Source organism: Comamonas sp. Z1 (assembly GCF_008121555.1).
Classification (GTDB): Bacteria; Pseudomonadota; Gammaproteobacteria; order Burkholderiales; family Burkholderiaceae_C; genus Comamonas; species Comamonas thiooxydans.
Genome location: NZ_VOQT01000013.1, coordinates 56,339 through 68,892 on the forward strand (window position 1 = coordinate 56,339; position 12,554 = coordinate 68,892).

The following is a 12,554-nucleotide window of genomic DNA, read 5'->3' on the forward strand; positions in this document are numbered from 1 at the left end:
TATCTAGACGAGCACTGTGCGATAACTCCCCTATCAGCGGTTCGATTGCCGCATGACCTCCTCAGCTTGTGGAGGTAGATTGCGTATTCCGGTACGACTGACCAGCTGCGCCGATATCCGCTGAGCAAATTTAAAGGTGCCTGCTGGTGGTGACCACGGCAGAAACTGTCGCCTAAAGGCTGGTTGCTGCCGTTGGAAAGCGTGTGGCGAACAGGTACTATCGGCCAAAACCAGACATTTGGAGAGAACCTCCGCCGCAATCAAGACTGATGAAGAATCTGAACATTAACGGGGCTTCTCACTTGCCATCGGCCTTGACCTTCTCGACTGCTGCCTGCTTTGCGGCTCCGCTCTCAAGCATCAACTGATAGGAGACGTAGTATTTGTAGATGTTGCTGACGTAGGTAATAGTCTCCTGGCCGATTTTCTCCGCCACCACATACTCGACGTTCTGGAACCAGATATTCGGATCGAGGCCGCGCTTGGCGGCCTCCTTGCGCAGCGATGAGATGCGCCCGGCGCCAGCGTTGTAGGAGGCAAAGGAGAACAGCGCCTTGTCCAGCGGCGTCATCGGCTCCTTCTCGTAATAGTGGTCGATCATCCAGCGCATGTACTTGATGCCGGCGTGGATGTTTGCCTCCGTCTCGCTGAGGTTGCCGACATTCATGTCCTTGCCAGTGGCCGGCATCACCTGCATGACCCCCACGGCACCCACACTACTTTTCGCGTTCTGATCCAACTGCGACTCCTGATAGCCCTGCGCGCCCATCAGCACCCAGTCGACCTTGTAGCGGTCACCATATTTCTTGAAGTAGTCGATCAGCGCTAGGAACTTCTTGCGCTCGGCCTCGGAGGCCGAGTTCTTCACATACTTGGTGTTCTTCAGGTAGCGCGTCAGCAACTGATTGCCCATCGCCGTCCCGACCTTGTTGCGATTGGCAAAATCGTCGACCAACGCCTTTAGTTGCGGGCTGCCCTTGCGGATCGCCCAGGCAATCTCGCCGCCGGTTCGCACAGCGACGTCGTTGTGCACAACCAGCTGTGGCAGCACCTGCTTCCAGAAGTCGGCAATGTGCTTGTCGACGACGGCAACGCTGATCAATCCGGCATTGAGCATCTGCAACAGGTCTTCATCCTCGAGCGTCTCCGGGGCCTCCTTGATCTTGACCGGCGCCTTCTTCTCTGCCTCGAACTTCTTGTTCAGCGCGACCAGACTTTCGTAATAGCTCGACGACTTGCGAACGAAGACATCCTTACCGGCGAGGTCGTCCAGGCTGGCGATCTGCGGGGAACCCGGCCCGGTCACGACGAGCTCGTTCACGTCGCTCAGGCCGGCTGCCGAGAAGTCGACAATCTTCTCTCGCTCGGGCGTGATGGTCAGATTGCCGGCGGCAATATCGCCCTTGCCGGCAGCAACGCCACTCAGCAACTGGTCGCGCCGGACCGGGACGAAGACCACTCGCACCTTCAAGTGCTTGTTCTTGAGCTTGTTTTCGGCGGCAAGCTTCTTGTTCAGCTCTTCTTCCAAGATGCGGAAGTAGTCGACGGCAACGCCGCGCGCCACGCCCTTGTCGAGGAAGTAGAAGGTCTTGCTGTTGACGGTGAGCACGCGGATGACGCGGCGCTCGATCATGCCGTCCAGATCGCCGGTCCAGGGCTTGGCCTGGGTGAGGTCGATCGACAGCGTCGCGGCCGAGGCGCTTTGGGCTGCGCCGTCCCGGGCGTTCGCAATACCGGCGGACAAGAATACGGTGCACGCGAGGCACAGCAGGGGATGGAAGATTTTCATTGATGCCTCCTTTCGGTTGAGGCCATGATGAAGCATCGCTGCCCCGAACCGCAGCTGATCGCTAGCCTGCTCCACGCCTTTTCGAATAGGTAAATCAGATGCGGTAACAGACCAGCCTCGCCACAGCGTCGATGGCCTTCTTACCGCCGGCCTTTCCATGCTGTTGCCGGGCCATCCTATACCCCGGGTCAGCACCATGTCAAAGACCTTCGGAAACTTGCCCCCTGCGTTTGAAGCGTAACAACAGTTCCAATTCTCTGACCGACAGACCCGCACTTTCGATGGCGGCCGGGCAACGATGCTGCCGGATCCACTAGAGCCCCCCGCGATTCAGGTTCGTGTGATCGAAACGCCGCTATCAACCAGGGATGCCGTGTCAGCGAGGAAGACCGCGCCTGTGGCCGAAGCCGAGAGCCACAGGCACGTCAGGACGACGAATGCCGATTCGAGTCCAGCAAGACTGCTTATCCATCAAGATTTCGGCGGACCGAAGGTCGGCATGGGGCCCATACCGGCTGTCCGGCTTGCTCCAAAGCTGACCTTCGATACGGCCTTTGAGCCGGGCCACGAAACGGTTTCAGCTTGAACGAATTGTCAGGCCGCTGATGCGGCCTGATGCCTTCCCGCAAACAGCCCAATTTAGCGACGCCATTCGATGGCCATGCGCACGGCCAAGCCCGCAAGGACTGTCCCCATCAGCCAGCGTTGCACGACCTGCCACACGGGTCTGCTTGCGAGGAATGCCGCGATGGAGCCAGCCATGATGGCAATGAGCGCGTTGACGGCCACACTGATGACGATCTGCGTAAAACCAAGCACGATGGATTGCGCCAGTACGCTGCCGTGACCGACGGGGTTAATGAACTGGGGCAACAGCGACAAATACATTACCGCGATTTTTGGATTCAGCAGGTTGGTAACAAAGCCCATCATGAACAGCTTGCGCGGACCGTCCTTTGGAAGGTCACGCACCTGAAATGGAGAGCGTCCACCGGGCTTGACCGCCTGCCAAGCGAGATAGAGCAGATAGAGTGCGCCGCCGAGCCGCAGGGCGTCATAAGCATAGGGAACAGCCAATAACAGGGTCGTGATGCCAAATGCGGCGCAAAGCATATAGACGACGAAACCCAATGCCACGCCGCATAAGGAAATCAGTCCAGCTATTCGTCCCTGGCAGATCGACCGCGAGATGAGATAGATCATGTTCGGGCCTGGAGTCAGCACCATGCCAAGTGAGATCAGACCAAAGGCAAGCAGACTGGACTGTTCGGGCATAGCGTTCCTGAAGGAAGAGATGATGAATTGGCGGCGCCGCAAAATGAGCATCAAACGGCGTTCGCCATCGCTGACGGCATGACCTGGATGGAGCCGATGATCCGAGTGTAGTCGCCGAACAGACAAGCCGAGCGGTAGCCAACCGGGCATCTGATGGGCAATGGAGCGCATGTGCCGGTCTACATCTTCTGCCTGGAGTAAGTGCTCGATCAACCAACGTGAACTCTGAATCGTGGAGCGGCCCCCGCTGGCGTTTTGTGCCAGAGCCCGCCAGCGGGTTGGCGGCGCACCAGGGCGTTTTGCCCGATGCTGAAGCGCGCAGCCTTGCTGGCAGCACTTCAGCGTGTGGCTCCTTAGGGTTTCTACAGAGTGATATATTCTTAGTTAACTAATAATATTTGCTTTGCTTTGCTTTGCTTTGCTTTGCTTTGCTTGGCTTGGCTTGGCTTGGCTTGGCTTGGCTTGGCTTGGCTTGGCTTGGCTTGGCTTGGCTTGGCTTGGCTTGGCTTGGCTTGGCTTGGCTTGGCTTGGCTTGGCTTGGCTTGGCTTGGCTTGGCTTGAGCGGGCCTTATACCTTTCTGTATGGATCTCGCGAAGCGAGTTTGGGGCGATCAACGAGATCTATAAAACTTCAGGAGACCATTTATGAAGAACAACGATCCGACATCCCGCAGGAAATTTTTCCGCTCCAGCACCGGTATGGGTGCTGCAGTTGTCGCGACGATGAGCTGCAGCGCATCTGCAGCCGCAGCGCGTCAACCCAGCGCCATTAACTTCCATAGCGGATTTGTCAGCGATCCCTCGACTTATTACGAGGTGCTGGAGCCGGTCACGAAGACCAACAAACCACCGATGGTTCTTATCCACGGCGGGGCGATTAGCGGCTCTTGTTATTTGGCAACAGCCGATGGCAGACCTGGTTGGGCACACGTTTTTGCCGCCAAAGGCTATAAGGTTGTTGTGCCAGATTGGGCTGGGACGGGTCGCAGCGGATATATCCCTTATGACGCCTTGACCGGAGAAACGGTGATACGGGGCTTGGGAAAGCTACTTGCCACGCTTGATCGCCCCGCGATTGTCATGACGCATTCGATGTCGGGCCCTTTCGGCTGGAAGCTGCTCGAACTTTACGGTGACCGGATCGAAAAACTTGTTGCCATCGCCCCTGGAGGGCCAGGGAACGTGAGTGCTCCGACGGAGTTTCTGACAGACACTTCCGACTTCGTAGAGGTACGTTTGGCACCAGGAGCGCCCATACTCAAGCTCAGTCGCAAGCAGCCTTTTGTTGCGGAGCCCGGTTGGGCCGCCAAGAAGCTGGTAGGCACCAGTACACGTTTCCCGCGGGAATTCCTGGACGCTTGTGTCGCCACGCTGGCTGTGATCCCACCCAGGCTTCTGCTGGAGCGGGTGAACTATGCGAACAGTGCGCCTCGTGTCGCAGATTTCTCTGGCTACAAAGGTAAGCACATCGCCCTGATCATGGGGACCAATGATGCGGACCACACGGTCGCGACCGATAAACCTATCGTGGATTGGTTGAATGAAAACGGCGCGCGTGCCGAGTTCATTCCTCTCGGTGAAAAAGGCATCCAGGGAAATGGCCACATGATGATGATGGAGAGCAATAGCGACCAGTTGGCGAACGCAATTGTGGCGTGGTTGCAAACAGGGAAATTTGTCGCCGCGACATCCTAGGAGCCTGCTCAGGAGTGGGTGAAGGTCGGCTGGCGCTTGTTCACGAAGGCGTCCATGCCTGCCTTCTGGTCGTTGGTGTCAAACAGCGAATGGAACAGGCGGCGCTCAAACATCACACCGTCGGACAAGCCTACAGCATCCCGTAAAAGATTCGTGGTTCGCTTCATGCACGAGGCTGTCCGTCAAGCACGTGTAGGGGTGTTATAGCCGTCGCACAGAGCGGACCATTTCGTGAATCTCCCGCCCACTTAAAAAGATCGATGACTGAAAAAAGTAACAATTCAACTATAAGTGCTGTTTGCTTATTTGTTACTCTTTTCCTGTCTCAACTCAATGAATGCGAAGCAAGGAACCACAAGTGGATGTGCAACGAATGAAATGAGTAGCACATCCGCGCCGTGGTCAGCAGCACACCGCAGGTGTGTATGCTTTCAGAATGAGGGGTATGAATAGCTGGTTGTTCTGTCTATATCGCTTCTTCGTTGATAGCCAGTCGAAATAAGCCGTCATTCGCTGCGCTGCCGCTTCGCAAACGACGTGGATGCAATTTCGTTTTTTTACTTCAGCCTTCCGGCTTTCGTGACAAAAACTCATTGCGTTGGTCTTCAACCAGTTTGAGTTGAGTTCTTGGCAATTCATCTTTTGCACTGCGCCCATTTCAGCCATCACGCTGTAGCGCCACCCGCTGAGTTCTCCCGATGGAGCTTGTTATATAAGCCATTGGTGTTGGTCATTGACCAGATAATTTCCTTCATCAGCAGCTCAGTGGGCGTTTCTTGGTAGAGCGGAAAGTTCTTTCGAATCATTGTGGCCTTCTTGCGTTGCACGGGTGTCAACACCGGGGCACGTTCTGGGCGCTTCGTGCCGTCAATCGGTAGCTGCTTGCTGCCTTTGAAGATGTTGTTCAGCAGATAGTTAGCCAGGTCCGCTTCCATCACGTAGACGTGACAGGCATTGGCGTTGTCGCTGCGCAGGCAACCGCGCATAATGACTTGATGGGCGATTTCTCCCAGCAATGCGTGACGAACCTGTAGTGCCGTCATGCCGCCCATGTCCATCAAAAAGGCTGTTGCCAGGTTGTCGTAGTTGATGGCACTGAGGATGGCGATATGCGACTCATCGCGGAACTGATTTACACCGTGGCAGTTGTGCTTGACGCGTTGCCAGCCCTGCTCCGTTTCATACATATTGTTGTCTACATACACCGGATTGGCGCACTGGGATTTGATGTAGGCCGTGACGGTGTCCTTGAGGCCAGTGTTGGCACGGTTGAACGTCTTGCTGTTCCGATTTTGCTCAGCCGAATGCAGCGTCAAATTGGGTGTTGAGTAGGGTTCGAATGCGTGGGTGAAGTGGAACTGCGCCCCATATATTGCTGCCCATAAGTGGTACTGGCGTGTCACCATAAAGTTGGCGCAGGCGATGTGCACAGCATCGGCTCCAGCATAGATGTCGGGACTCACGACACGGAACAGCAGCGAGTCCATCTCCATGGTGGCCTTGTTGGTGTAAATGGCCTGCGGTGTTGCCAGCAAGTCCTGCATGAACTGCTTGTTGTCCAGCATGTCGGCTGTGGCCAGGAACTCAGCTACACGCGCCGTATTCAGCGTGACCTTGTACCAACCCTCTTTATCGCTCGCGCCCACCACAAACATATCCAACCACTGCGCGTGATTGGCCATCTGCCACTTGCACACATAGAAGGGCTCAAGGTGTTCGTCCTGCAGCACGGTGCGGTTGGTGCACAGCAGCGTTTTGGATTCAAAGTCCAAGAAGGCTTTTTGCGTGATCACGAGAACACGGGTGTTGGCCTCGATGGCTTTGTAGACTTGTTGTTTGACGTTGTGACTGTTTCCGCTGTGAATAGTGGTGCCATAGTCGGCATATTCATCTGCTAACGCGAGCGATGGCACGATGACCAGAAAGCGTGTGTCTTTGTGCGCTGTGATGAATTTTTTATTGTGGGTGCTTTTGCCTTTGCCACACCCGGCCGCATTTACCTTATACATAGTTATAACCCTTGTTATCAGGCCATCCCTGGCCTGCTGCACGCTTGATTGCGCACAGCACTATTTATCTCGGCAATGAGAAAGTCCTGGGTTTTTAAAGCCCAGGACCAAGGGTGGATGTTTATAACGAAGGATCAGCGCACTTGAGATGCACGCACGTATTTATCTCTTCCACTTGCCCTGTTTCAGTTCCTGATATGCACGGCCTGCGGGCCCGCAAAGGGATGCTTGGCGTAGACCACCCACTCGACCTTGCGCAGTGGTGCCAGCCAGCGCTGGAAGGTGCGCGCATCGGCCAGTGCGGCAAGCTCGCCGAAGCACCGCAGCTTGCCGCCGGCGTGCAACCGCCCCAGCGCTTCGAGAAAGCGCCGCCGGAACAGTCTTGAGAGCACCCGCACCGGCAGGAAGAAGCCCGGCCGGCACGCCACCCAGGTCTTGCCGTCGGGAGCCAAACCACCACCGGGCACGATGCCGTGTACATGCGGATGGTGGGTCAACGCCGAGCCCCAGGTGTGCAGCACCAGTGTGGCGCCGATCCTGGCGCCCAGGTGCTTCGGATCGGCAGCGATGGTCTGCAAGACCTCGGCCGCCAGATCGAACAACAGCCCATACAGCGCGGCCTTGTTCTGGTACGCCAGGTCGGCCACTTGCGCCGGCAGCGTGAACACCACGTGGTAATAGTCCACCGGCAGCAGATCGACCTGCCGGGCCTCCAGCCAGCGCTGTGCCGCCGCGCTCTGGCACTTGGGGCAGTGTCGGTTGCGGCACGAGTTGTAGGAAACCTGGTCCGTGCCGCAGCCGCCACAGCGCAGCACGTGCCCACCCAGCGCCGCGCTGCGGCACTGCTCGATGGCCGACATGACCTTGAGTTGGCCCAGGCTCAGGTGGCCGCGCTGGGCGGCACGCCAGGCCGGGCCGTGCTGATGAAAGACGTCGGCGACCTCCAAAGAGGGCCGTCCCACGACCACGTCCTCAAGACGGTGGCAGCGGCTCCAACGGGCCGATCACCTCGCGCAACAGATCGGTGGCCACATGTGTGTAGATCGCCGTCGTCTCCAGCCGCTTGTGGCCCAGCAGCAGCTGGATCACGCGGATGTCCACCTTGCGCTCCAGCAGGTGCGTTGCAAACCCGTGGCGCAGCGAGTGCGTGGAGATACGCTTGTCGATGCCGGCGGCCTCTGCAGCGGCGTGCACGGCGCGGTTGAGCTGGCGCGGCGTCAGCGGGTCTGTCGGATCCAGGCCTGGGAACAACCAGCCGCCGGGCAGCATACGGCCCTGCCTGTTGGCAATGCGCCACCACGAACGCAGGCGCAGCAACAGCACCGGACTGAGCATGGCGTAGCGGTCCTTGCGGCCCTTGCCTTGCTCCACCCGCAGTGTCATGCGCTGGCTGTCCACGTCGGTGACCCTCAGGCCGATGACCTCACTGGCACGCAAGCCAGCGCCGTAGGCCACCGACAACGCCGCCTGGTGCTTGACGTTGGCAGCAGCGGCGATCAGCCGGGAGACCTCCTGTGGGCTGAGCACCACCGGCAGCTTGTGTGGCAGCTTGACCGGATGCATGCGGGCCATCAGGTCCGACCGCTGCAGCGTGACGTCGAAGAAAAACCGCAGTCCGGTGAGCGTGACGTTCAACGTCATGGGTGAGGCGCCCGTGTCCACCAGGTGGAGCTGGAAGTTGCGCAAGTCCTCCACGGTGGCCGTGTCGGGCGAGCGGTGCAGGTAGGCTGCCAGCTTGCGCACGGCGCGGATGTAGGCCTCTTGGGTGCGTGGTTCCAGTTTGCGCATGCGCATGTCTTCGAGCATGCGCTGACGCAGTGGGGTTGCCGCCGATGTGATCTTGTCCATGGTTGCTGCTCCGTCGGTGAACGAGGCGGATTGCCTCGACACCGACGGTGACACCAACGCGGCGATCAGTCGCCAGCGGGTTGCGCGAAGCGCCTACCGCGCGAGCGGTTTAGTCCGTCGCTGCAAAGCGGCTGTCAGCGCCAGTGGCTATCACCAGTGGCCTGGTCAAATAACACCGGGTTGATGGTCTCACAATCAGCACCAGCATACGCAGGTAGATCAGGGTCGAAGTGTCGGCTGAGAGATGTCTAACGTGGAGGGAACGTAGGATTCGGCATCAACCGTCCAAGATGTTGCGTATTTATAAAACGCGTCCGATTGCGCAAGCTCGTCAGCTCGCGCCTGCGCTGTTTTGTGGTTTAAATACTTACCCACGATCTCCCATCGAGCCGCAGGCCATCCCAGCACGGGAGGTACAAAGGCTCGAAGTACAACAGTCCGTCGTTTGGCGCGAGATTTGGGAGAAGTCGTCTTTTGCTCATTGATGCCAATGCGCGCAGACTTTGCTTCGGTAAGTTGCTGCTTGTACGGTTTCAAGAGCGTTATTGGAGCACCGTTTTTGATGCAAGTCCACAGAGAACCAGCCCATCCTGATCTGAAAGACATGTGCGGCCTCATTAGCCGCAACAGCGCTATATCAGAACACGCGGCTCACGCTGGTCGCAATCATAGTTTCTAGTATCAGCAGTTTGTTAGAAGTAACTCTGTAAGGCGTAGCTACGCCAAAAACTAAGTGCTTTCGATGGCTTGGATTATTCGACCGGCGATCACGTCAGTCGTGCGGACTGAATCGTGGTCAATTCGCTTTTGCTTTAAGTCCAAAAACGAGATGTCAAGCGGCCATGTTTTGCTAGGATTTCTCACTGTTCTGATAAGAATTTCCCGCAGCTTTCCAACCTCCACCGCACCAAAGTCGTTCGCCCATAATAGCAAAATCGGAAAATCCTCCATATAGATATTCTGTTCATTGATTCGCCGTTCGGCTTCGAGCACATAAAACAAGCGCTCACCAGCCCTCAATGAGACGCAAATTAATTTGCGCCTCTCTTTTTGCGCCTTATCTAAGAAGGAAAACTGTCTATTGCGAGACCGTTGTTTCAAACAGGGAATTACCGGAAAAAAGCTATACAGGTCGTCTCCTGTCGAGATTTTTCCTGCTACAGTTTGAATCATTGGAATAGGCATAGGCTGGATCGAGTCGATACCAAACTTACTCTCCAAGTGATCCAGAATTCTCTTGAACGACTCCAGGTCAATCGATCTCTTTGCGACTTCGGGCTCGTCTAGATCGTCCTCCAGCGGCTCCTCGTTTACTTCAGTTCCGACGATCTTGTCACTGACGTCCTGACGCACTGCAGTTGAATTGCCCCAGGTCGGCGTTCCTGCGCTGCTGTTTTCCAGCCTGGGATTGAAAACGGGGGGTTTCTTTTCCGCAGAAGAATGCGTGGAAGGACGCGCTTTCCGCGTCATGCATCGACTTAACTCCAATGAGGTGAAACGACGGATCTCTGGCACAGCCGTCGCTGCAACACTATTCTTTGCAGGGCGCGCCTCGGTATCGATGACGCCTTGGTGCTGGCCAGGACCTGTCTGCGATTGTTGGTTGGCATACGCTTCCGGCGCACCTGGTGGCGGAGTACTCCCCCCGGGTTCGGCAACTCGCTGAAAAGTCAAATCGTCAAAGGGAAACTTGGCGTTGCATTCTTCTATGCGATGAGCCACAAAAATGAATTTGTTATCAAGCAGCTTGATTCGACGCCCTCTGATCTTAATTACCGCTTTTTGTTTGAACGGGAATTTAGTACGAGGATAGCCCGTTAACCTTGGACTCACTTCATTCGCTCTGGCAACCAATTTACTGAGATGAATCCGTCGAACACCTTCCAAGGCCGAGCTGGGATCTTCGAAAAGAATTCGACCGATGAGGATTGCATCGTCAAAACTAAAATCAACCTGATATTCAAAACGAGCAGCTTTTGAAGTTAACTCGCAATGGGGTCCCTCGTGAAGATTGCTAACAACTTTTCTATAGAGGAAGTCTTCCGAAAAATGACCACCGAACACCGCGCCATTCAAATTTGCGGAGTTTGTGTAGTAAAATCTCATGATTTCTAATTCATGAAATAGAACTTTAAATGGATATGGTTTATGCGGGCTTGCATCCTTCTCAGGGGTTGTTTTAAGCGAGGTCTTGAGAATTTCTCCGTCGATAACTTTGACGGCACTGTGGACACCTTCGTTTAACAGTCTGTCACTGATCAAAGAGGAACTCGGGTCAATACCGACCTGATTTAGATAGAGTTCATGGCTCTCCGGTAAGTTTCTCGAATCAAATTGGAATTCAATTTCTTCGAGTTTTGAACTGATCGAGCTTGGTACGAACACCCCATCTTGCAAACAATGTCCAAGTTGCAGCAAGCCTAGGGAATTTACGCCGACAGTCCTTACCTCTTGGCGAGATAGATGCCGCTGCATCCTCCCTGGAAACTGGGGATGAGGGCTGCATGGCGTGAGGATGCATTCGACGCTCTCTTGAGGCTCGTCGGCCGGATTGACAACGAAGCCCCCAAAAAAATCTAACAGCCAAAGAAATTTGCTATCGAGGTCGAGCTGCTCGATAGATTTATGAACCAAAGCCATTTTTTACTGTGCTCCCTCATCCCCAACGAAGGGACTTGAAGAGAGTCAGTCTATTCGCAAATATCACCCGCTATTCGCACGAAGCTTTCAATATTCGCATTTGGCGATCCTGTTTACACTTGAGGATTACACCGCAATGCTGGCTCTGTTTGACGTTATGCATGCGATAGCCCAGGCCTTGCCTGCGGATGCGCGCGAGCGCGCCGAATCGCTCGTTGGAGTGCTTGAAAAAGCCCACCCGCTACTACCCCGCCCGAATGTAAAAAAAGCTGCTACAGCCCTTTCTGTGCATTCTGGCTTTGCACCAATCTCCGTCACAGCCGAAAGCGCTACATGAATTTCCACCGAGTCATCAACATGACAGTTCTCATCGCGTCAGTACTGCTGCTCGCATGTGCCGCAGTCGCCTTTTACGGCGCAACAAACAGCGCGGATGCGTCAAGTGCCCGCGCCCAGGTGCTTGCCGGAGTCTCGTCGATTGTTGCCCTGGTGCTGACATTCATCGCTAAGTTCCAGGCCAACAAGATCTTCAAGCTCCAAGTCGCCATCGCTTCATTGAATGTGGAAAAGGCAATTCTTGTGTCGGGCGTCAAACGCTGATTTTTTTGGAAATTTGAATTCTCAATGCTGCTTCATCTCATTCCACGCTTGTACGCCTTCCGCTCAATTGAAGGCGAATGCTCCTTGATCGATTTTGAATGTCCGACGCTCGGCATATTTCTTCGAAATGGACATGAGCTGGTGGCAAGGCGTCCATACCCCAACAAGAACTACCTGGTGGGTTGCCGCAAGGTCGGCCAAAAAGCCATCAACGGACTCTTGATAGAGTCTCCCACTCGCATCAACCAGCTCACGACCATCACACGATGGGCAGTAGGCGCGGAGCGCGTTGTAACCCATAAGGTCCAATACGTGATCTTGGATTCCGAGATGGATGCGATTACTGAGAGCATGGTCCTGTGGCACACAATGTCTCCCAGCCTTGGCGGATTCGGAAACCGTTGGCCATCAGCTGCACAAAATTGGACACCCGCATCAGCTCAACCACGCATGGAGTTGGTGCCTCGCTACCGTGACGGGAGCATCCAGGACAGTTTGGATGAGGCTGGCCGCATCACAGAGCGTTCTGAGATCTTCCATCTCCACACAGTAGAACGTGAGCGCGTTCTATTCAGAAGTGAGACAGATCTGTACAGCAGAAATCCCACTGCAGAAATGGCATTTACCGTGTCAGCATGAGCTTGTTGCTTGAGCACTCGCACAAAAAAGGCCTGCAGCTCCGAAGAGCGCAGGCCTTT

General features: G+C 55.5%; 8 protein-coding genes and 2 pseudogenes. 3 read left to right on the forward strand and 7 right to left on the reverse strand.

Annotated features, from left to right (window positions below):
* Positions 1-298: 298 nt before the first annotated feature.
* Together FSY45_RS19970 and FSY45_RS19975 are read right to left on the reverse strand one after the other, a co-directional pair.
* Positions 299-1,789, reverse strand: a complete 1,491-nt coding sequence (locus FSY45_RS19970; RefSeq protein ID WP_148748287.1) for a lytic transglycosylase F — start codon at positions 1,787-1,789, stop codon at positions 299-301.
* A 639-nt stretch (positions 1,790-2,428) separates the two neighbouring features.
* Positions 2,429-3,064: a LysE family translocator gene (locus FSY45_RS19975; RefSeq protein ID WP_148748363.1), complete on the reverse strand. Its 636-nt coding sequence runs from the start codon at positions 3,062-3,064 to the stop codon at positions 2,429-2,431.
* A gap of 645 nt (positions 3,065-3,709) precedes the next feature.
* Here FSY45_RS19975 and FSY45_RS19980 point away from each other — a divergent pair.
* Positions 3,710-4,759, forward strand: a complete 1,050-nt coding sequence (locus tag FSY45_RS19980) for an alpha/beta fold hydrolase (protein WP_148748288.1) — start codon at positions 3,710-3,712, stop codon at positions 4,757-4,759.
* 8 nt (positions 4,760-4,767) lie between these two features.
* On the opposite strand, the pseudogene FSY45_RS19985 reads toward FSY45_RS19980, so the two are convergent.
* The 5 genes and pseudogenes from FSY45_RS19985 to FSY45_RS20005 all read right to left on the reverse strand — a co-directional run.
* Positions 4,768-4,887 (reverse strand): annotated as a pseudogene (locus FSY45_RS19985) (enoyl-CoA hydratase); the annotation flags it as partial.
* Between the two features lie 537 nt (positions 4,888-5,424).
* A complete protein-coding gene (locus tag FSY45_RS19990) occupies positions 5,425-6,768 on the reverse strand; it encodes a hypothetical protein (RefSeq protein ID WP_123324686.1) in 1,344 nt (447 codons plus the stop codon).
* A 200-nt stretch (positions 6,769-6,968) separates the two neighbouring features.
* Positions 6,969-7,730 (reverse strand): annotated as a pseudogene (locus FSY45_RS19995) (transposase zinc-binding domain-containing protein); the annotation flags it as partial.
* Between the two features lie 10 nt (positions 7,731-7,740).
* On the reverse strand, positions 7,741-8,616 hold the full coding sequence (locus FSY45_RS20000; RefSeq protein WP_148748289.1) for a site-specific integrase: 876 nt from the start codon (positions 8,614-8,616) through the stop codon (positions 7,741-7,743).
* A 729-nt stretch (positions 8,617-9,345) separates the two neighbouring features.
* A complete protein-coding gene (locus FSY45_RS20005) occupies positions 9,346-11,256 on the reverse strand; it encodes a hypothetical protein (RefSeq protein WP_148748290.1) in 1,911 nt (636 codons plus the stop codon).
* A 357-nt stretch (positions 11,257-11,613) separates the two neighbouring features.
* Between FSY45_RS20005 and FSY45_RS20010 the strand changes: the two genes are divergently transcribed.
* Positions 11,614-11,856, forward strand: a complete 243-nt coding sequence (locus FSY45_RS20010; RefSeq protein WP_131367689.1) for a hypothetical protein — start codon at positions 11,614-11,616, stop codon at positions 11,854-11,856.
* Positions 11,857-11,880: 24 nt separating this feature from the next.
* On the forward strand, positions 11,881-12,495 hold the full coding sequence (locus FSY45_RS20015) for a DUF6012 family protein (protein WP_034393996.1): 615 nt from the start codon (positions 11,881-11,883) through the stop codon (positions 12,493-12,495).
* Positions 12,496-12,554: the final 59 nt, after the last annotated feature.

Excerpts from the sequence above, each read along its gene's own strand:
- FSY45_RS19970 (WP_148748287.1), bottom strand. The coding sequence starts at position 1,789 with ATGAAAATCTTCCATCCCCTGCTGTGCCTCGCGTGCACCGTATTCTTG.
- FSY45_RS19975 (WP_148748363.1), bottom strand. The coding sequence starts at position 3,064 with ATGCCCGAACAGTCCAGTCTGCTTGCCTTTGGTCTGATCTCACTTGGC.
- FSY45_RS19980 (WP_148748288.1), top strand. The coding sequence starts at position 3,710 with ATGAAGAACAACGATCCGACATCCCGCAGGAAATTTTTCCGCTCCAGC.
- FSY45_RS19990 (WP_123324686.1), bottom strand. The coding sequence starts at position 6,768 with ATGTATAAGGTAAATGCGGCCGGGTGTGGCAAAGGCAAAAGCACCCAC.
- FSY45_RS20000 (WP_148748289.1), bottom strand. The coding sequence starts at position 8,616 with ATGGACAAGATCACATCGGCGGCAACCCCACTGCGTCAGCGCATGCTC.
- FSY45_RS20005 (WP_148748290.1), bottom strand. The coding sequence starts at position 11,256 with ATGGCTTTGGTTCATAAATCTATCGAGCAGCTCGACCTCGATAGCAAA.
- FSY45_RS20010 (WP_131367689.1), top strand. The coding sequence starts at position 11,614 with ATGACAGTTCTCATCGCGTCAGTACTGCTGCTCGCATGTGCCGCAGTC.
- FSY45_RS20015 (WP_034393996.1), top strand. The coding sequence starts at position 11,881 with ATGCTGCTTCATCTCATTCCACGCTTGTACGCCTTCCGCTCAATTGAA.